Origin of the sequence: Butyrivibrio sp. X503 (assembly GCF_003625475.1) — a bacterium.
GTDB lineage: Bacteria > Bacillota > Clostridia > Lachnospirales > Lachnospiraceae > Butyrivibrio.
Map to the genome: position 1 here is coordinate 107183 of NZ_RAIQ01000001.1, position 20373 is coordinate 127555.

The window sequence follows — 20373 nt, forward strand, 5'->3', positions numbered from 1 at the left end:
TTATCTTTCTTCTTTTTGCATTTTGTCTTTGGTTCTTTTATTTCATTGTTGCATGCTTTTTTTAATCAAAGGTAAGTACAACCTTAAGGTCGCCTTCGCGTCCCGAAGCAAGATCAAATCCTTTTTCCCATTCGTCAATGGGGAGGATTGTGGTAATGACTCCTTCTGTCTTTAAGTTGCCGTTCATCATGTTTTCAATTACAAAAGGATATGCGTAAGGGCTAAGGTGCGCTCCTCTGATATCAAGTTCTTTACGATCTCCGATGATAGACCAATCAACTGTAGTCTCTTTGCCAAATACGGAGAACTCAACAAATGTTCCGAGTTTTCTTATTATAGTAAGACCCTGAATTACGCTGGCGGGATTACCTGTAGCCTCAATATAAATGTCACATCCGTAGCCGTCTGTAATAGCCTTAATCTCTTTGTCTATATCACACTTACCGGGATTAAATACCAGGTCAGCGCCGAATTTCTTTGCCATCTCCAAGCGGTTCTCCTGCATGTCGAGAACGATAAGCTTCTTGGGATTCTTCATTCTTGCGTATGTGATCATTCCAAGTCCGAGTGTTCCTGCGCCTGAAATAACAACAACATCTTCATTGGTGATCTCTGCTCTGTCTACAGCATGCTTGGAGCAACCATAAGGTTCAACAAGCGCTGCCTGCTCCAAAGGCATATCCTTCGGAAGCTTTGAAATAACAGATGTCTTTCCGTATCTTACATACTCTGCCATACCGCCGTTGGTATATGACATGAAACCGTACATGTCATGTGGCTGACACATCCAATAATGTCCGTCTTTGCAGAACTTACATTTTCCGCAAGGAACAATCTGATCCGCTGTGATCTTTTCACCAAGTTCATATCCTTCGACATTCTCACCCATCTGAACAATGGTTCCGTAGAACTCATGTCCGGGAATGAAAGGGGGTTTAACCCATGAAGGTTGAATATCATCTCCCCAGAACATCGCTGCCCCATGCTTACATTTTAAATCACCTGCACAGATACCGCACGCCTCGGTTTTAATAATTATATCGTCGGGTCCGCACTCGGGAGTCGGATAGGCAAGTTCTAATCTGTAGTCATCCTTGCTGTAAGCAACCAAAGCTTTCATAGTCTTTGGAATACTTCCTCTAACTGCCATTTTATAATTCCCTCCTATTCTGTTGTCTTATGTAGAAATCGCAGTTATGGAACGTGTGCACATTTTCCAGTTTTGTAAAACCGTTTTCTATAACGAATTTCTAAACCGAATATACAACTCGGATTTTTGTTTGTCAACTTTAAACATCAAAAAAGTTTTCGCTTTTTATGTTTTTAGCAAAAATACACAAAAACCGCAATTTCTTTTCATATCTTTTGCCCTTAATCTTGGATTGCATTTTGAAATAAATCTGTGTTAAATTAAAGTCGTTATATAAATGCGTTTTATATAATGAGTTAAAAATTAAATTATTATATTCAAGCTGATCAGGTAAGGAGGAAAGACTACCATGTTGGGCAATCACTTACTCGGTTTGTATGAAAAGGCACTTCCGCCCGAAATGGATTGGGAACAGCGCCTGCAGACCGCAAAGGACCTCGGATATGACTATGTTGAAATATCCATTGATGAAAAAGACGAAAGAATAAGCAGACTGGATTGGACCGAAAAAGAAAAAGAAAAGCTTCACGCCGCGATCCATAAGACCGGCGTTCCCATACCTTCCATGTGTCTTAGCTGTCATCGCCGTTTCCCGTATGGAAGCACCGATCCCATTATTAGAGAAAAAGCACATGAACTTATGGATAAAGCAATTCTCTTTTGCAGAGAATTCGGAATCCGTGTGATCCAGCTTGCCGGCTACGATGTTTACTATGAACAATCGACTCCCGAAAGCTTACAGCTCTTTTTGGAAGGCTTGCAATCCGCAGCAAGGATGGCTGAGAAATATCAGGTAATGCTTGCGATGGAGATCATGGACACGGAGCTTATGAGCAGCATCACTCGTTACAAAAGATATAAAGACGAGATCCCATCTCCCTGGTTCACGGTATATCCGGACCTTGGAAATCTCACGGCTTGGGGAAACGATGTAAAGCATGAACTCGAGCTCGGAATCCATGAAATAGTCGGAGTTCATTTAAAAGATACTTTGGCGGTAACTCCGACCTTTGAAGGAAAGTTTAAGTGCGTAACCTTCGGAGAAGGCTGCGTTGATTTTGCAAAAGAACTTAATATCTTGGAAAACTTGGGCTATTCCGGACCTTACATGATGGAAATGTGGTACCAGGAAGGCATGGATTATAAAGAATACATCACAAACGCCAAGAAATATATTGAAGAACAATACCGGAAAGGAGTAACCGAAAACAATGAGATATTATCTGGGGTTAGATAACGGAGGAACAAATACAAAAGCAGCTCTTTTTACAAAAGAGGGAAAGCAGGTTGCCGTAGAATCGATCGCAACCGCAGCAATAACGCCCGCTCCCGATTTTGTAGAGCGCGACATGGATCAGATGTGGGACGATAACTGTACCGTTATCCGCGAGCTTATAAAAAAGAACAATATAGATCCCGCAGACATTGCAGGAATCGGACTTTGTGGCCACGGAAAAGGTCTTTATCTCTGGGGAAAAGACGGACACCCCGTAAGAAGAGGCATCATCTCATCCGATAACCGCGCATGGAAATATTATTCCGATTGGAAAAAAGACGGAACGGAAGAAAAAGCTTTTGAGCTCTCCTGCCAGCACATAATGGCATGTCAGCCGGTATGTCTTCTTGCATGGATCCGTGACAACGAACCCGAAAACATGGATAACATCGAGTGGATATTTGAATGTAAGGACTACGTTCGTTTCAGATTAACAGGTGAAGCAAGAGCCGAGATCACGGATTATTCCGGTACAGGACTTATGAATCTTCACACTGCTTCTTTTGACAAGGAGTTATTGAAATTATTCGGCATAGAAAAGCTCTGGGACGCACTTCCTCCCATCTGCCTCTCAACAGATATCGCGGGACACATCACCAAAGAAGCCGCTGAAGCGACAGGATTAAAAGAAGGCACACCCGTCATCGGAGGAATGTTCGATATAAACGCCTGTGCACTCGCAGTCAACGTAACAGATGACAAGAACATCTGCATGATCGCAGGCACATGGAGCATAAATGAATATCCTCGCAAAACAGCGGTTCTCGACGGAAGCGTACAGATGAATTCAATCTTCTGTCTTCCCGGATATTATCTTATCGAGGAATCAAGCCCCACTTCCGCAGGAAACAACGAGTGGTTCATCCGTCAGCTTCTTCCCGAGTTAAAAGAAGAAGCCAAGAAAAACGGCGGAAGCATCTATGACATCATGAATGAATGGTGCGAAGAATTCGAGCCAAAGGACTTTGTTCCCGTGTTCCTGCCTTTCCTTACAGCAAGCAATGTTAACCCTCTTGCGCGCGCGGCGTTTGTCGGACTCGACGCATCTCACACAAGACATCACATGCTGCGCGCCGTATATGAAGGCATTGTTTATTCTCACAGATGGCACCTCGACAGACTCATGAACACCAGGGATTCCAAGGAAGCAGTGATCCGTCTCGCAGGCGGTGTTGCCAAGTCCAAAGCTTGGACTCAGATGTTTGCCGATGTCATGAATCTTCCGGTTGAGACAGTCGATGTAGACGAGACCGGAGCTCTCGGCTGTGCTATTGCTGTTGCCACCGCGGTTGGCGACTACATGAGTGTCACGGACGCAGCAGATCACATGTGCCGCATGAGTGAGCCGATTCTTCCGAGAGCATGGGCTCATGACGACTATGAAAAGAAATATCTTTTATACAAAAAAGTCATCGAGGCACTCGACAGCACATGGAGCGACATGCAAGAGATAATTGGGGGATAATTGTAAGTCACTTTATAAAACAAGATGCAAAAAGTTTTCAAATAAGGTATCATATAAATGTAGTGCCCGATAGGGCTTCTCTCACAACCAGAATGGACGATTATATAAATGGAAAGTTTTGATTTTAACTTAAGGAAATTCAACACATCTAATATCTATTCCTATTTTTTAGACCATCCGGAAGCAACCAAGCAAGATCTGGCTTCTGCACTGAATTTAACCCTCCCGACAGTAAACAAGAACATTGATTATCTGTCGGAACTCGGACTGATATCGGTCAGTGGATCAAGAGGTCAGACCGGTGGAAGAAGAGCTACAACATATTCACTCTGTGCCGACGCCAAAGTCGCGCTGGGACTTGATATAACCAAACACCACGTCTCATGCGTTGTAGTCGACCTTAACGGCAACATAATCTCTTTTAGCCGTAACTATCTGATATTCGAATATAAGGATTCCTACTTCAAGGAAGTAGCCAATCTCCTTAAGAAATTCATCAAGGATAGCAAGATTGACAACAAAAAGATTTTGGGAGTCGGAATCGGTATCCCCGCTCTTGTTCAATCAGATAACAAGACGGTATTCTACAGCGGAATCATGGATATCCGAGAAGACATCTACGATATGTTCCGCAAATACATAGACATGGACATAGTTATGTTCAACGATGCGAAAGCTTCGTGCTTTGCGGAAAAATGGATCAACAAAGACATGGTGAATGCATTTTATATAATGCTAAGTAACAACGTCGGCGGTGCCATGATAATCAACGGTCAGGTCTACTCGGGAGACAACTTCCGTTCAGCAGAGGTCGGCCATATAACCCTCGTTCCTCACGGAAGAAAGTGTTACTGCGGACAGAACGGATGCGTAGATCCTTATCTTGCGGCAACCAATCTTTCACAGGACGATCTCGAGGGATACTTCAAGGACCTTGAGACCACAACAGATGAAAAGATATTGGATGAGTGGCAACAGTACTTGGATTACACAGCACAGACCGTAGTCAATGTCCGCGCGATACTTGATTGCGACATCATCCTCGGCGGATATGTCGGAGCATATCTGGAACCTTATTTAGACGAGATAAAGAAAAGAGCTCTCAAGATCAGCACTTTCGATACAAATGCCGATTTCATCAAGCTCTGTTCCTACAAACGCGAGAACATCGCGGCAGGCGCTGCCCTGTACTTTATCTCACAGTTTATAAAGACTATTTAAACTACCATAATCACAACAAAAAAGCCCGGGCACTTTGACTAAAGTGCTCGGGTTTTTCCGCTACATTAATGCTTTTTTTGGTATTCACCAAAAGGAATCCATTCTATCTTAACTTGTCTGCTTTCCCATTCTTGAGATAATGCCTTGTATTCATCATCGGATATCTGATATTCAGGTAAATAAGCCAATTCATCTATATCTGTGATTGGTTCGGTTATATGTACCAAATTACCCCAGCAACCCAAAAACTCATCTTCCACAAATTTGCTTGACGGTGCAGAAACATTATCTATATGTATTCTCCAAACTCCGCTATAGGCAGCTCCGCTGCTACCATAATGATAAATGTATCCATCATTTCCAAGCCAGTAAGTACACCTGCTTCCGCCCTCACAGATTTTTTTCGGCTTACCGTCTACCAAAGCGTAGGCACGTTCAAAGACTAGCTGCGGTTCATTATCCTGATATTTATCATGCAGCACACCGAATATCAGCTCATAAACACCGTCACTGTTTAAATCCACATATGTATATCCAACATTTAGAAGATCAAAATCGTAGTCCATTTCAAATGTTGATCCGGTTTTCATCATCCGGCTCTCATTTGTATCCTGATATAAAAGATTGCTTGTAACCACAGTTTGATCCGAGTAAACACTCTGATCAAGCCAAGCAGCTTCTTCCTCTTGAGTTTTTACAACATCCGCAAAAGCATCCGCGTAAAGTTCATCATACTTTTCAATAATGCTCTTATCCGTAAGCCTATAAACATATTCTCCGTCCACGTTTTCCAGATATGTACGATCGTATTGAATATCTTTAGCTTCCGCTTTTTCTTCAGTCGACGCATTGGAAGCACTGTCTTCAACATAAACACTACTTGCTGCGCCGGATGCATCATTTTCAGTACCCTCTTCTACATCTTCGTCGGTACCTTCCGTCAATTCTTCCGTCTCTGCTACAGAATTGTCACCCGCAGCAGTATTGTTTATCTCAGTGGCTTCGTTACACGCCGTAAGCATAAATATAAGCCCAAATAAAAGGCCAAAAATATTTCGTTTTTTCATATTCTATTCCTCTTTCCTCCATAGTTTTGCTCTTTCACTCATATAAGCTTCAACATCAATTTCGTACAGAGCCTTTAGGTTTTCCCCTGTAACTGCTTCTTCTTTGTTTCCAAAGCACAGTATTTCCCCGTCTTTGATCAAAAGAAATTTCTCCGCAACCATAAGTGCCATATTGATATCATGATAGACACCGATCAAAGTGTTGCGAACACGTCTTCCGTCAGACATCACGGTCTCTTTTTCTTTCCAAACGTTTAGAAAATCGAGTAGCTCCGCCTGATATTTAAGATCAAGGTGATTGGTGGGCTCATCGAGAAGAAGTATCGGCGTTTCCTGCGCAAGTGTTCTTGCAAGGAAAACTCTCTGAAGCTGACCTCCCGAAAGCTCACCTATCTGCTTGTCCGCTAGCTTCTCAAGCCCTGTGCTTGCAAGACATTCATCGACAACTTCGATATCTCTTTTATCATAAGTTCCGAAGATATTTTTGCAGTACAAATATCTTCCCTGCATTACAGTCTCTTTTACGGTATATGAAAAATACACGCCCGAAAGCTGCGTCATTGACGAAACGTAAGACGCCAGCTCTTTTCTCTTCATATCGCGGATCTCGCGCCCTTCGATGCAGGCGTTTCCCTCGTATGGAATAATTCCGCCAAGCGCTCTAAGAAGCGTTGTCTTGCCGCAGCCGTTGGGGCCGAGAATAGCTATGCTCTCGCCCTCTTTTATATCAAAGCCGATCTTTTTGATTATGGAATTGTCCGAAGGTCTCCTGCCGTATCCGCAGGAAAGCTCCATGCATTCAAGTATCTTCTGCTCCATAATTACTGTTTCCTATCGTGAAAATAAACCCACACAAAGAAAGGTGCTCCGACAAGTGCCGTTACAGCACCGACCGGAATCTCTCTCGGTGCCAAAAGAGTTCGTGATACCATGTCCGAAAGTGTCATAAATGCACCTCCGAGAAGCAGCGACATCGGTATGACAAGTGCATGCTTTGCCCCGAAAATCCTTCTTACTATATGCGGAACCGTGAGGTCCACAAACCCGATGATTCCCGAAAAACACACGGCAGCTCCGGTCAAAAAAGATGACAAAAGAAGCAGCATTATCTTGGACTTTCCGACGTCAACGCCCATGCTCATCGCCTGTTCCTGTCCAAAGCTCATGATATCGAGTTCTCTGTGATACAGAATTGTTCCAATTGTTCCAAGTACGAGGCAGATTAAAAGGATCAACACATGAATCCATCTACGTCCCGAGAAGGTTCCGAGCTGCCACAGCACAAGCCTTTGCATATGCTCGCCGTTAAGCGTACTTACAAGAGTGAGGATTGCATTTACAAAAAGAGAAAAGACCATACCGAACAAGATTATCGTGTGGTTGTGCATGTTCTTGTCTATCCTAAGTGAGAACGCAAGAACAAGAAGCACGGTCAAAAGACCTGACGCAAAGCCGCACACGGGAAGAAGAAACATTCCGAATATCGTTCCGGTTATTCCCGTTATGATAACAAAAGCCGCGCCAAGAGAAGCTCCCGCAGAAACGCCCATCGTATAAGACGATGCAAGCGGATTCTGCAAAAGAGCCTGCATAATCGCACCACTCACAGAGAGAGCCGCGCCGACAAGAAATGCCGTAAGTGCTCTCGGCATACGAATATCCCAAAAGATTGAAACATTTGTCGGAGTCACGCTATCGGGAAGCGAAACGGAAAATATTTTGCTTATGATAATCTGCAGTCCCTCGATTGGCGATATAGAAACGCTACCAATGCCGATACAGACAAGCAATATAGCAAATGCCAATACTATGACTGCCATGATTTTCTTTTTCATATAATCACCTTAGGCCGCAGGTTTCTCCTCTGCAACTTCTTCAGATGACGCATCGCTTGCAGCATCCACTGTGCTTGCATCGCTTGCAGCGTCTGCCTTGTCACCCGCAAAAGGATCTACAACATCTTTATAATAATCGGGATAAATATCTTTTCCCATTTCAATCATAGCGCTGATAACATGCTGATTGGGGCGGTTTACGGTATCGTTGTCGATCTGATAAACTGCCTTGTCTTTAATTGCAGAAACGTTCTCCCAGCCCTTCATTGTAAGAAGCACATTGATAACATCATCCGTGTACATGTCAGCAGTAAGGATAACCTGGGGATCCATAGCGACTGCAGCTTCCTCGGTAAGAGCCGGCCACTGCTCAGCTTCTTTTCCCGCAACATTAACGGCACCGACAATCTCAAGCATCTCGTTTATATATGTGTTTGAGCCTGCAGTGTAGATAGTAGGTGTATCACCCGAAGGAGTGAAAAGTTCAAAAAGAACCGTCTTTTTCTCGTCTTCCGGAATTGTAGCCGCAATCTCTTTTATCTCATCGATAGAAGCACTCATCTCTTCATTGATCTTGGCAGCCTCATCGCTCTTTCCGACTGCCGCGCCGAAAAACTCTATGTCTTTTTGGATATCTTCAAGGCTTGCGCTGCTTGGAGTATCGCAAACACATACACCCGCTTCTTTTACCGAAGCAAAAACATCTTCACCGTGGCTTGCACTCATTCCGGTTGTGAAAACAACGTCAGCTCCGAGTGCGATAATCTGCTCCTGATCGGGAGTCATCATATCGAACTGAGGAATGTCTTTTGTAAGAACATCTCCGTAGCTCGCTGCCGAATATGTATCGCAAGCTATGATCTTATTGGCAAGACCGAGATCAATAAGAATCTGAGTTGTCGAAGGCGCCATTGAAACTATCGCATTAATCTCATCGGGAATAGTTACCGCGTTGCCGCTTCTGTCGGTAACAGGCTTCCCTGATGCATTTGATTCATCTGTACTCTCGCCGCTTCCGGGCTCAACTTCTGTTATTTGAGGCTCTTTCTCCGGAGTTTTGGGTGTAACGGTATATTTGCTTGTACATCCCGCAAGTACAGACACAGCCATGGCTGCGGTCATGATCACAGCTAAAACTTTCTTTTTCATTATTTTTCTCCTTTTATAATGTAATAATTCATATTGTCCTAAACAAATATACCTTTTTTAGCGCATTTCTTCAACGCTTACGTCGTTCTTTCCGCTCTGCTTCTACTATTCTTTTTCACTTGAAGTAGCACCCAAAAAACCTTAAACTTATCTAAGGGGAAAAAGGAAAAACATTTGCCGCATTTTATCCTGCGGCGGAACGGAGCAAATATGAAAAAACTAAAGGGGTATATGCACGGAGTTAACCTTGGCGGATGGCTTTCACAGTGCGACCACACCAAGGAAAGGTATGACTTCTTTATCACAGAAAGCGATATAGAAGTTATAAAGAGCTGGGGAATGGATCACATCAGAGTTCCCGTTGACTACGACCTTGTTGAAGATGCTCAGGGCAACTACAAAGAGGACGGTTTTGCATATATTCAGAAAGCGATCGAGTGGTGTAAAAAGAATAAGCTCAATATGGTACTCGATCTCCATAAGACCTTCGGTTACAGCTTTGACAGCGGCGAAGGCGAGCTCGGATTCTTTGAGAAAAAAGAGTATCAGGATCGCTTTTATAAATTGTGGGAGCAGTTTGCGATAAGATTCGGCAAGAACGATAACATGCTCGCATTCGAGCTTCTCAACGAAGTTACCAAAAAAGAATATTGTGAGATCTGGAACGATGTTTCGAGAGAATGCATCACAAGGATCAGAAAGATCTCTCCTAATATCAAGATTCTCGTGGGCGGTTACTACAACAACAGTATCGAGGCGTTAAAAGACCTTGCGGAACCTTATGATGACAACATCGTCTATAACTTCCACTGCTATGAGCCCCTCATCTTTACGCATCAGGGAGCGCCGTGGATAAAGGAGATGGACACCGAGTTCAGAATGCCTTTTGATTCAACCTACGGTCAGTACATCGAATTTAACAACAAGCATCTCGACCATATAACCGGCGACATGTCAGCGTTTGATAAAGAGGCTATGTTCGGTCCGGAGTTCTTTGACAGATATCTCGCAGAGGCCGTTAAAGTTGCCGAAGAGCGAAACGTAATGCTCTACTGCGGCGAGTACGGAGTTATCGACAGAGCAACTCCCGAAGATGCTCTCAAGTGGTACAAGGTCATCTGCAAGACATTCGATAAGTACGGTATCGGCCGAGCAGCATGGAGCTACAAGGAAATGGACTTCGGTCTTTCAGACGAGCGCATGAAGGGCGTTATCGGAGAAATCACAAAATTACTTTGATCATCAATCCGGTCCTTATATCAAGGGCCGGTTTTCATCTTAGGAGGTTACAATGCCAAACTGGTTAAAAGACGCTGTTTTTTACGAAATATATCCACAATCCTTTAATGATACAAATGCCGACGGAATCGGAGATATTCAGGGTATCATCGACAAGCTCGACTATGTAAAGAGCCTTGGTTGCAACGCAATATGGCTCAACCCTTGCTTTGATTCACCCTTTAAGGACGCAGGCTATGATGTCAGAGATTACAAAAAAGTCGCTTCACGATACGGAACAAACGATGATCTTGTAAGACTCTTTGACGAAGCTCACAAGCGCGGCATCAAGATTCTGCTCGATCTTGTTCCCGGCCACACTTCCGAGGAACATGAGTGGTTTAAAAAGAGCTGTGAGATAGACAGAAACGAATACTCAGACAGATACGTTTGGACCAACGGTGCATTCTGCGGAATCGGCGGACACCCTTATATCGGAGGCGAAGCCGACAGAGACGGCTGCTATATGCTCAACTTCTTCAAGTGCCAACCCGCTCTTAACTACGGCTTTCTTAATCGCACAGAAAGCTGGCAGAAAGCCCCCGACGATCCTTCTTGTATTGCCACAAGAGAAGCAATGAAGGATGTTATGCGCTTTTGGCTTGATAAGGGCTGCGACGGCTTCAGAGTCGACATGGCAGATTCCCTTGTAAAAGAGGATGACGAAAATAAATCCGCAACAGGAAAAGTATGGAAAAATATCAGAGAGATGATGGATAAAGATTATCCGGATGCGGCTCTTATTTCCGAGTGGTGTAATCCAAGACAGGCTCTCAGCTCCGGTTTCCATTCGGACTTCTATCTTGATCACTGGGGTAACGGCTATAACACGCTTATCCGCGACTACGAGACAGAGGGCGGTGACCACAGCTTCCTTAAAAAAGACAGTGGCGGCGACATCATGCGTTTTCTCGATGACTATCTTCCAAAATATGAAGAAACAAAAGATATGGGCTTCATAAGCTTTATCACCTGCAACCACGATACACCAAGACCTGCAAGAACTCTTTCAAATGAAGAGCTCAAGCTTGCATATGCAATGTTCCTGACTCTCCCCGGAGTGCCTTTTATCTACTACGGAGACGAGATTGGAATGCGTTATCTTGATGTTCGCACCAAAGAAGGCGGCTACCATAGAACAGGTTCAAGAACCCCCATGCAGTGGGATAATTCCGAAAACCGCGGTTTCTCATCGGCTTCCAAGGACAAGTTCTATCTCCCTGTCGATGAATCGAAAGATGCTCCTACGGTAGAAGCTCAGGAAAAAGATCCTTCGTCACTGCTAAACGAAGTGCGAAGACTTACCGCTCTTAAGCACGAGTACACTGATCTTAACGCCGATGCATCCTTTGAAGTTATTTACGCAGAAAAAGAAAATTTCCCCTTCATTTACAGAAGAGGAAATCTTGTAATTGCTATCAATCCTTCAGGCAAGGAATGCAGCGCTAATATATCCGCAAAAGCAAATGTAGCGGGCACTCCTGTCTATACTATAGGAACAGCAAGCTGCGATAACGGCATGCTTACCATTTCTCCGCAGTCATTTGCGGTATTTAGATAAAGTTCCGCTCTCACATTCACTCGACGGAACCAGACAGTACTCCTCGAAGTTCTTCGGAAAGAGCCTTTGCTGCTTTAATATGGCCTTTGAGTGTGGGATGATCTCTCATTCCAAGCTCATCGGCTGTGCAAAGCGGAAGAATGAAAAGAGATACTTTTTCATCACCTGCTGCCAGGCTGTATTCCTTGACTGCTGCCTCTATTGTATCCTTTATATCTGCACCCATCATTCCGTAAGCCCATAAAATATATGCTTTCGGGTTGTTCTTTCTTATCTTTTTAAGGAAATCGACTGCTGTTGCTTTAAAATCTTGCAAGAATTTTTCTTGTTCTTTTTTGCCTTCCAAATTTTTAAACCCAAACTGATCATTCGTTCCGAGATTAAGTATAACGGCGTCGACAGGTCTTTTCCCAAAATCCCAGTCATCCTGAGCGCCCGCTGCTGCGTTCTCTGCTCCACCGAGAGTTCCCGCGACCTGCTCATAGTGCGGCGGTATAACAAGCGTAAGATCTCCGTTCCATGCAGCGTAGAGTCCGAATCCGCTCTGTGATACTACGTTGTAATCAGCATCAAGCTCTTTTGCCGTAAGATACGCATAATCATTGGAACAGCTAAACACCGCCGGAACCCAGTCTTCTTCCTTGGTAAGCGCCGCGCCTTCACCGGAAGTAATGCTGTCGCCGATAAATTCAAGGAAAAGATCCTTTTCTTTTACCTCTGCGAACTCCCCGTTTGCCTCTATATCTTTAATCTTGATATATGATACAGTGTCTTCAAAGTATCCCTGCGTCGTCCTAAGTATCTTGAATTCTCTGTTCTTTCTAAGTTCTCCGCCGCCCCACAGATGAATCCTGTTCTTGCCTTTTTCAAGCGATCTTCTCTGTGACAGCTCATCATTTACTAATACTTCTATCCACAGATCAAGCCTGTCAAATACTGCCTCCAGCTCAATCCATACATCTGTCGCATCCGTGACAAATCGAACTCCGCTTCCGCTTAGAAAAAGTGTGATATCTTCTCCTATCGGCGAGCGTCCGTATACTTGTAATTTCTTCTCTTTTACAAATAATCCCGGCTTCATGTTTTTTCTGTCTCCTTAAAACACGTAGTACCTTTAGCGGTGCCACATCATAAAATCAATTATATCATCACTCAGATGCTACCGCGACTGCAACCGGCGAGTTTTCGGTGCTGTGACATGCATATCGCCAAAAACTTAAAATATACATGCCTTTTTTAAGGAAATTATCGGTATTCCAGTGACTTTCAAAAGAAAAAAAGCATGCACTTTAAGCAAATCATTTAAAGTACATGCTTTTGCATCCGCCTTATATTAAAATTCATCAGCTTTTCGGCATGCATATATGAGGAAAAGCTTGTTTTACATGCCGGTTATCTATATTGCGTACATTTTTCATTCCGATGATTATCCTGATGCGCTGAAATGCATCAAGCTTCATAATTCCGATTCGTCAAGCTTCTTTTATTCCGTCGGTTCTGATGATGAACTTCACGCTGCTGTCTATGTCGTCCGCAGCTCCGCCGAATGTTTTGTACTCAGAGCCGGCTTTCTGTATTGCCGTAAGCTTATCGGTAAACTCGGAAAGATCTCCGTCAAATACTTCATAGAGCTTGTCTATTCCTTCTTCGTCAAATTTGATCACGCCGTCCACAAGCTCCTGTACACCGTCGTCAAGTTCTATGACTCCGTCATATAACTCTTTAACTCCGTCGCCCAGCTGATGCGTTCCGTCATTAAGCTGATATGCTCCGTCTACGAGGGCTTCGTTATTGGATACAAGTGTGCCTGTTCCGTCAGAGAGCTGTTTAGCTCCGTCACTGAGCTTTCCAAGACCTTCGTCAAGCTGACTTGTTCCGTCGTAAAGCTGTGAAAGACCGCCTGCAAGAGCCTTGTTTCCTTCTGCGACCTGTTGTGCGCCGAGAACAAGCTGCTGTAATTGCTTTGCTGTATCAGGAGTCATGCCGGTGTTTCCTCCGGTTGCTGTGCTCATCGCACTTAAGACTGTTCCAAGTGTATTTGCGGTGCCTTGTGCAGCCGCTATCAAGCTATAAAACTCATTCGCCGCCTTAACGTATCCGGCCAGCTCACCCTGCCCATATTCGATACTTCCGTCAGGAGTAGTAACGCTCATAAGCATGTTCCCGGAATTACTTCTCACAAGACCATTTCCGCCGACTACTATCTGATTTCCCGCAAGCATTGCAGCTTTCTCTTCCGCGGTCATTCCGTCTCCCGAAGGCAGCTGTGATCTGCTTGTGTTTAAAGTTACGCCATTGTCGCCGCCTAAGGTTCCGGAAGCACTACCATTTCCATTGTCGCTGTTTCCGTTTCCTGTGCCGCTGTTGTCTCCTGCGCCGGTTCCATCGCCGCTGTTGCCGCCATCACTGTTTCCTGCGCCGCTTCCGTTACCGTCTCCACTTCCTGCATTTCCGTTGCCGCCATCAATGCCTGAGCCTTCACTTCCGCTTCCGGCATTTCCGCCGCTGTTGTCTCCGCTTCCGGAGTTTCCGTTACTATTTCCGTTTCCGTCATCGCCGCTTCCGGTTCCATTGTTGCCGTCTCCGGTATTATCTCCGGTATTATCCCCGGAACCGTCTCTGTTAAGCTCTCCCTCAGTCACATCTCTTTCGGGAGCCTCATCTCCACCGGGTACAGGTGTTGCAACTATCGTATAACTGCCAAGCTTATTTACTTCAGCTACAGCTCTTAAATGTGCGTTCCTCCATGCAACAGCCTTGTCAGCTGAGTCAATACCACCGTTTGTAAGCTTATACATGCAGGCAACAATTTCAGGCGTGCAATCACCGCCGTTTTGAAGCCAAGCCGCGGTTGCCTCAAAAGCAGCCTTTTGTCCCGCAAGCTCTTGCACTGATGATGACAATCCGGATAAGCTCTCAGCCATCTTGGCTACTGTGGCAACGCCGTCGCTTACCTGTTTTGAACCTTCAGCTAGTTTGTTGGCATTCTCAACAAGCTTAGCTTCATCCATAGCTTTTTTCATCTTATGAGTTCCGTCATGTGCCTGGCTTGCACCGTCTGCAAGAGCCGAAGCACCTTCGTTTATCTTACTTGTAGCATCGGTATAAGCAACGATTCCGTTGTAGAAATCAAGTGTTCCGTCCTTAAGCTCGCTAGTTCCGTCGTAAAGCTCTCCCACTCCGTCTTTTAACTCGCCCGTTCCGTTTTTTAGCTCCTTGTTGGCATCGACAAGCTTATCGGAAGCATCGTTTAACTCTCCCATGTCATCTTTAAGATCATTGATCTTATTCGATTCTGTTATATCAGTAATGCCAAAGTCAGAAAGCACATCGGAGCTTGCCATCGTTATTGTCATTCCAAGCTCAAAGTCCGTAGTGTTTGCAGTTACTTCAAAATAATTTGCAAGTTTACTGTCAAGATCTCCGTCCTCATTGAGCTCATCCCATTTATCCTCATCGATATCAAGACTGTCCTTAAGCCCCGGAAGTGCAATACCAAGAACAATTATATTGCCACCCTCTGAAATAACTTTTCCGTTGGACACCTCAACCTCACTGAACTTGTCGGGATCAAGAGTCATTCCGGATATCATCGCAAAAGGTGTGTATACTTCGATCTGCTTACCGTCCACATCAACCGTCTGCTTGTCGGTATTCTCATAGTCAAAGCGGATGGTTACCTTTCCGCTCTTTCCGGCAAGCTCCTCGGGAGAAATATCTTTTCCGTCGAGCTTGTATGAAACCTTCATCTTAACCGGAAGCTCTTTTGCCGTGGTACCCTGATAGTAAATGTCTGAGCCCTTGGCATTCCATGTAAGTGTTCCGTCGCCGTTGTCCGTGTAGCTCTCATCGCCCTTTACATTAACAATGTTCTGAAGAGTTGTTTTATCCGAAAGAGTATCCGAAGCATCTGCATTCTTAAGCCACTCGCTGACTATAACCTCATCAACCGCTCCGTTAGCATCCGCCGTAACGTACACAGTCTCTACCTTTCCGGCTTCATCAGATGCGCCCGCCGTACTTTTTATTATGCTATCCTCAAGCTCTTTTTCCTGAGCGGTTTCTTCTACCGCTGTAGCTTCCTCAGGCTGCGAGTTTGCTCCGCACGCCACCGTCATAACCGCGAGCATTGCCGCCATCACAACAGATAATGATTTAATAAGATTTTTTCTGATCATAATATCACCTCTCTAACACGCTTAAGCTATTCTGTGCATGTGATCATGTATAAATTCATGTATATGTCCTTTAGGAACGTCCACGCCATTCATTCCGAACGTGGTCTTTATGATAAGCCTGTCAAATATCATGTACATGGCAGGAAGTACAAGTAATACGGTAAACATACTTACGATCGCGCCCCTCGCCATAAGGTTGCAAAGAGAGCCGATCATATCGATGCTGGAGATAAGTCCGACACCAAAGGTTGCCGCAAAAAAGCTGAGCGCACTTACAATTACCGACTTCATACCGGTTGAAAGAGATATAAGCGTCGCCTCTTTTTTGTCATGTCCGTTCTTTCTCTCGGAAAGATATCTCGTCGTCATAAGTATCGCGTAATCAACCGTCGCACCGAGCTGTATGGTTCCTATTACAACCGATGAGATGAAAGGTATTGTCGTCCCTGTGTAATACGGAAGTCCCATGTTTACGAATATCGCAAACTCGATAACCGCAACGAGTATAAACGGAAGTGAGACCGATTTAAGTACAAACGCGATGATAAGGAAAACAAGTCCTATCGAAACGGCATTTACCACCTTAAAATCGTGCGCCGTTATATTTATAAGATCCTTGGTGCACGGAGCCTCTCCGACTACCATAGCTTTAGGATCGTAGCTTTTTACGATCCTGTCGACTTTCGCTATCTGATCGTTGATCTCGTCGGAAGCGATCTTATAATCTGTTGTCAAAAGAATCAGCTTCCAGTCGTCACTCTCAAGATCGGATAAAAGATCTTCAGGAATAAATTCTCTCGGAATCGAAGGCCCGAGTACCGTGTCTGCGCCGAGTACAGTAAGAATGCCGTCGGTATTCTTAAGCTCTTTTATTATCTGCTGAGTCGAAGCCTCATCCAGGTTCTTATCTATTAAAAGCATGTAGGCCGAGTTCATATCGAACTTTGCATCAACCTCATTCGCGCCCTGCACGCTCTCAAGCTTATCGGGAAGCGTCTGCGTAAGATCGTAGTAAACATTCGCATGCTCGTTTCCGTAGATTGCAGGTACCAATAATGCAAGAAAAACAGCAAAAAACACAGGATAAAACTTAGCTATTACCTTGGGAAGCCTTGTAAATTCAGGCATCAGAGGCTTATGTCTTGTCTTTTCGATAACCTTGTCAAAAACAAGTATCATGCTCGGAAGGATCGTAACGCATCCGATAACTCCGAATACTACGCCCTTGGCCATTACCACGCCGAGGTCAAGTCCAAGCGTAAAGCTCATAAAGCAAAGCGCTACGAAGCCGGCAACCGTTGTTATCGAACTTCCTATAACGGACTGGAAGGTCGCTGTTATCGCATTTGCCATGGCTTCTTTTTTATCTTTATTGCCGGTCTTCTCAAGCTCTTCCTCGTAGCTGTGCCATAGGAAGATCGAATAATCAAGCGTTACTCCGAGCTGCAAAACCGCGCTCAGTGACTGCGTGATAAAAGATATCTCGCCTTTAAATACATTGGTTCCCATGTTGTAAACTATCGCCATTCCTATGCTGAGTAAGAAGAACAGCGGGATAAGATAGGAATCCATCGTAAGCGAAAGAACTATAACCGCCAAAAGAACCGCGATACCTACATATATCGGAGTCTCAGCCATCGCAAGATTCTTGGTGTCGGTAACTATCGCACTCATACCGCTCATAAAGCACTGCTTGTTTGAAACCTTGCGGATATCTTCAATGGCGTCCATCGTCGCATCCGCGGAAGTACCTTCATCGAAAATCACGAACATCATCGTTGCATCGCCCGAGTTAAACGCCTCATACACATCCTTGGGGAGCATTGTCATCGGAACGGACAGGTCCATAACCGAGTCGTACCAAAGAACCTTGGCGACATGATCCACGTTTTCTATATTGGATTTTAATTTCGCGACATCTTTTTCTTCCATGCCTTCGGCGACATATAACACAAAAGAGCCTGTGCCGAACTGATCAAGAAGAATGTCCTGTCCTTTCATTGTCTCGATATCCTTGGGAAGATATGTGAGGATATCGTAGTTGACTCTCGTGTTAAAATAGCCGATCGCGGAAGGAACAAGAAGCGCAAAAGCCAGTATCAGTATGATATATCGCATTTTCACGATCACTTTTGACAGCTTGTTCATAATGTTCCTCCTAAATTTATGACTAATGGTCATTTTTCTAAATATGGTATATCACTTTTATGACCATTGGTCAATAATTTAGTTGAGGAATTTTCTCAAAGCTCCGAAAAGCCTGTTTATTCCACGTTTTTAAGTGCTTCGCTCATAGGTATGAGTCCGATCTTCCGATATTTTAGGATTTTATGTTAGCAATTGCTAACATAAATGGCAAGAGGCAATTTCACTGATTATGTGGTATAGTAGAAAAAAGCGCATGAGGCATAACTATGGGAAAAGCAGATCAGAACAAAAAAGTGAAAATGGAAAACCTTCTCAATAACGCCTTTGACCTCTTTACATCCAAAGGGATCACCAAGACCTCGATCTCAGATATCGTAGAAAAGGCCGGCGTTGCGAAGGGTACATTCTATCTTTATTTCAAGGATAAATATGACGTCAAGAACAGACTGATCGCACATAAATCAAGCCTCCTTTTTATGGAGGCTTATGAAGCGTTGCAAAAAGCAAAGCTGACTGCATTTGAAGATAGACTTATTTTTATCATGGATTATGTTCTTGATGAGCTTGCCAAGAACAAAGGACTTCTTGCGTTTATCTACAAGGATCTAAGCTGGGCTGTATTCAAAAAAGCTCTCACTTCGCCCTCTACAGGCTCGGAAGTAGACTTTGAAGCAGTCTATAAAAAGATGCTTGATGAATCCGGATATGAATTCAACGATCCGGAAGTCATGCTGTTCCTTATAATCGAGCTTGTCGGCTCAACCGGCTACAGCTCCATCATGTACGGTGATCCCGTATCACTCGACGAGCTAAAGCCGCATCTTGAAGAGACCGTTCGCGCCATTATCAGGCAACATATTAAGAATTAAAATACGCCTGCTCTATCACCAATATAGAGCAGGCGTTTATTATCAAATTATTTTGTTTCCTCTTGCAAATACGGCTTTTACTTCGAATGTCTTTTTATCTATAAGTACCAGATCTGCAAATTTTCCGGGTGTGATCGATCCCGTAAACTCATAACATCTGACCGCTTTTGCAGGCGTTACCGTCGCAGAATAAACTGCGTCTTCAATCGGAATTCCCACATTTAAAACGGCATGTCTAAGGCATCCCATAAGGTTGGTGACGGATCCCGCTATGGTTCCATCATGAAGCTTAGCTTCGTTTCCTCTTACAGTAACGGGCTGCTTACCAAGCTCGTACTCTCCGTCCGCAAGTCCCGTAGCCATCATTGAATCACTGATAAGCGCCACTCTCTCTTTTCCGAAGAGCTTAAATGTCGCTCTTACCATAGGTGCCGCAACATGGATACCGTCGCAGATAAGCTCCGCAACAACGTCGCCGTCCTCGGCTGCTGCCGCGATAGGTCCGGGATTCCTGTGATGAAGCGGTGCCATCGCGTTATAAAGATGTGTCATATGTCTTGCGCCCGCATCTATAGCTCTTTTTGCTATTTCATAATCGGCATCCGTATGCGCGATCGATATCCTGCACTTCTTGGATATTTCTTTTATGAAATCCATAGAAGGCGTGTCCTCTTCGGGAGCGATATCGCAAAGCATTATGCAGCCTTTTGAAATCTCAAAGAGTCTGTTAAACATGTCTATATCAGGCTTTTTGATATATTTCGTATTCTGCGCGCCGCACTTTTTTTCTGAGATAAAAGGGCCTTCCATGTTTATGCCCTGGAAGTAAGCTCTTTTTCCGTCTTCCTGATTTTCCTTGTAGGAAGCAGCGTTCTTCATGACCTTCGCAAGGTCTTCCTCTGAAAGAGTCATCGTCGTCGGTGTGAGCGTCGTAACGCCCTGACGTACCTCATAGTCGAGGATCTTCTCCAAAGTGCTGAGCTCTCCGTCGCTGAAATCAACACCGTCGCAACCGTGAGTATGGATATCGACAAGTCCCGGGATCGCATAACAATCCGATGCATCCAAAACCTCGCCGCTACCCTCCGCCGCAAACTTAGTACCGTCTATAAAGATATCTTTTGATACAAAGGAGCCTTCTTCGGTAAAAACAGCTGCATTCTTAATTATCATGTT

At 44.4% G+C, this 20373-nt stretch carries 15 protein-coding genes; 6 read left to right on the forward strand and 9 right to left on the reverse strand.

The features are described from left to right. Positions 1 to 61: 61 nt before the first annotated feature. Complete coding sequence (locus D6853_RS00470) at positions 62 to 1150, reverse strand: alcohol dehydrogenase catalytic domain-containing protein (RefSeq protein ID WP_120655857.1); 1089 nt, start codon at positions 1148 to 1150, stop codon at positions 62 to 64. 349 nt (positions 1151 to 1499) lie between these two features. On the opposite strand from D6853_RS00470, the gene D6853_RS00475 reads away from it, so the two are divergent. The 3 genes from D6853_RS00475 (at position 1500) to D6853_RS00485 (ending at position 5112) form a co-directional block, all read left to right on the forward strand. Beyond that, positions 1500 to 2387, forward strand: a complete 888-nt coding sequence (locus D6853_RS00475) for an L-ribulose-5-phosphate 3-epimerase (protein ID WP_199712984.1) — start codon at positions 1500 to 1502, stop codon at positions 2385 to 2387. Further along, a complete protein-coding gene (locus D6853_RS00480) occupies positions 2362 to 3891 on the forward strand; it encodes an FGGY-family carbohydrate kinase (RefSeq protein ID WP_120655858.1) in 1530 nt (509 codons plus the stop codon). The genes D6853_RS00475 and D6853_RS00480 overlap by 26 nt, the downstream gene beginning before the upstream one ends. A gap of 108 nt (positions 3892 to 3999) precedes the next feature. After that, positions 4000 to 5112, forward strand: coding sequence for an ROK family transcriptional regulator (locus tag D6853_RS00485; RefSeq protein WP_092246668.1), 1113 nt, complete (start codon positions 4000 to 4002; stop codon positions 5110 to 5112). Positions 5113 to 5177: 65 nt separating this feature from the next. Here the strand turns inward: D6853_RS00485 and D6853_RS00490 are convergent, their stop codons facing one another. From D6853_RS00490 to D6853_RS00505, 4 genes are read right to left on the reverse strand one after another with little or no spacing between them, the layout of a single operon-like run. Continuing rightward, positions 5178 to 6179 (reverse strand): hypothetical protein, encoded by a 1002-nt coding sequence (locus tag D6853_RS00490; protein ID WP_120655859.1) that lies wholly within the window; start codon positions 6177 to 6179, stop codon positions 5178 to 5180. A gap of 3 nt (positions 6180 to 6182) precedes the next feature. Further along, the gene (locus tag D6853_RS00495) at positions 6183 to 6998 is read right to left on the reverse strand and encodes an ABC transporter ATP-binding protein (RefSeq protein WP_243108261.1); all 816 of its coding nucleotides are present in this window, start codon (positions 6996 to 6998) and stop codon (positions 6183 to 6185) included. A gap of 2 nt (positions 6999 to 7000) precedes the next feature. After that, positions 7001 to 8014, reverse strand: coding sequence for a FecCD family ABC transporter permease (locus D6853_RS00500; protein ID WP_120655860.1), 1014 nt, complete (start codon positions 8012 to 8014; stop codon positions 7001 to 7003). Between the two features lie 9 nt (positions 8015 to 8023). Then, positions 8024 to 9163 carry an ABC transporter substrate-binding protein gene (locus tag D6853_RS00505; RefSeq protein WP_120655861.1) on the reverse strand — a complete coding sequence of 380 codons (1140 nt, stop codon included), beginning with the start codon at positions 9161 to 9163 and terminating at the stop codon, positions 8024 to 8026. Positions 9164 to 9373: 210 nt separating this feature from the next. Between D6853_RS00505 and D6853_RS00510 the strand changes: the two genes are divergently transcribed. Both D6853_RS00510 and D6853_RS00515 read left to right on the forward strand, forming a co-directional pair. Next, positions 9374 to 10402, forward strand: coding sequence for a glycoside hydrolase family 5 protein (locus tag D6853_RS00510; RefSeq protein ID WP_120655862.1), 1029 nt, complete (start codon positions 9374 to 9376; stop codon positions 10400 to 10402). Between the two features lie 52 nt (positions 10403 to 10454). Continuing rightward, a complete protein-coding gene (locus tag D6853_RS00515) occupies positions 10455 to 12002 on the forward strand; it encodes an alpha-amylase family glycosyl hydrolase (protein ID WP_120655863.1) in 1548 nt (515 codons plus the stop codon). 16 nt (positions 12003 to 12018) lie between these two features. Here D6853_RS00515 and D6853_RS00520 read toward each other — a convergent pair whose 3' ends face one another. The 3 genes from D6853_RS00520 to D6853_RS00530 form a co-directional block, all read right to left on the reverse strand. Then, positions 12019 to 13083 carry an SGNH/GDSL hydrolase family protein gene (locus tag D6853_RS00520; RefSeq protein ID WP_120655864.1) on the reverse strand — a complete coding sequence of 355 codons (1065 nt, stop codon included), beginning with the start codon at positions 13081 to 13083 and terminating at the stop codon, positions 12019 to 12021. A 391-nt stretch (positions 13084 to 13474) separates the two neighbouring features. Further along, the gene (locus D6853_RS00525; RefSeq protein WP_120655865.1) at positions 13475 to 16180 is read right to left on the reverse strand and encodes a hypothetical protein; all 2706 of its coding nucleotides are present in this window, start codon (positions 16178 to 16180) and stop codon (positions 13475 to 13477) included. A 21-nt stretch (positions 16181 to 16201) separates the two neighbouring features. Continuing rightward, complete coding sequence (locus tag D6853_RS00530; protein ID WP_120655866.1) at positions 16202 to 18328, reverse strand: efflux RND transporter permease subunit; 2127 nt, start codon at positions 18326 to 18328, stop codon at positions 16202 to 16204. A 266-nt stretch (positions 18329 to 18594) separates the two neighbouring features. Between D6853_RS00530 and D6853_RS00535 the strand changes: the two genes are divergently transcribed. After that, the gene (locus D6853_RS00535; protein WP_120655867.1) at positions 18595 to 19197 is read left to right on the forward strand and encodes a TetR/AcrR family transcriptional regulator; all 603 of its coding nucleotides are present in this window, start codon (positions 18595 to 18597) and stop codon (positions 19195 to 19197) included. Between the two features lie 42 nt (positions 19198 to 19239). Here the strand turns inward: D6853_RS00535 and nagA are convergent, their stop codons facing one another. Next, on the reverse strand, positions 19240 to 20370 hold the full coding sequence (gene nagA / locus D6853_RS00540; RefSeq protein WP_120655868.1) for an N-acetylglucosamine-6-phosphate deacetylase: 1131 nt from the start codon (positions 20368 to 20370) through the stop codon (positions 19240 to 19242). Between the last annotated feature and the right edge of the window lie 3 nt (positions 20371 to 20373).